Source organism: Mariprofundus erugo, assembly GCF_005818865.1.
Lineage (GTDB): Bacteria > Pseudomonadota > Zetaproteobacteria > Mariprofundales > Mariprofundaceae > Mariprofundus > Mariprofundus erugo.
Genome location: NZ_VBRY01000037.1, coordinates 1 through 434 on the forward strand (window position 1 = coordinate 1; position 434 = coordinate 434).

Annotated in this window: 1 protein-coding gene; it reads left to right on the forward strand. The window is 32.7% G+C overall.

Annotated elements, in window-relative coordinates:
* On the forward strand, nt 1-434 hold a 434-nt coding region (locus tag FEF65_RS13290), incomplete at both ends, for a T9SS type A sorting domain-containing protein (protein ID WP_138240299.1).

Genomic DNA, 434 nt, shown 5'->3' on the forward strand with positions numbered 1-434 from the left:
CTCTTGGATAATGGATTTGAATTAACCGACTATTTGCAAGATGACAATGTTCCAGAATTACTAATTCCTTACACTGGATTGGAATATACAAAATCGGAGTATTCAATTGATTTTGGTTTTATGGAAAGAGAAATTCATGGCTTTGAATGGGATTATAATAATGAAATCACAGGTTATCTGCATAATGGTGATACTTTGGGAGAGATTTTTCCAGTAGATATGTTCGTAGGCCAACAAGAATTATCCTCCAGTAATAACTTCCAAGTTTACCCAAGTCCAGCCAAAGAATCCATAACAATCCAAAGCCAAGAAAAAGGTGAGTTCAATTATAAAGTATTCAATATTTCTGGTCAACAGGTGTTAAATGGAAAAGAAGAAAAATCCTCAGAAGATTTAGAAATTGATATTTCGGATTTGCAAAATGGAGTTTATAT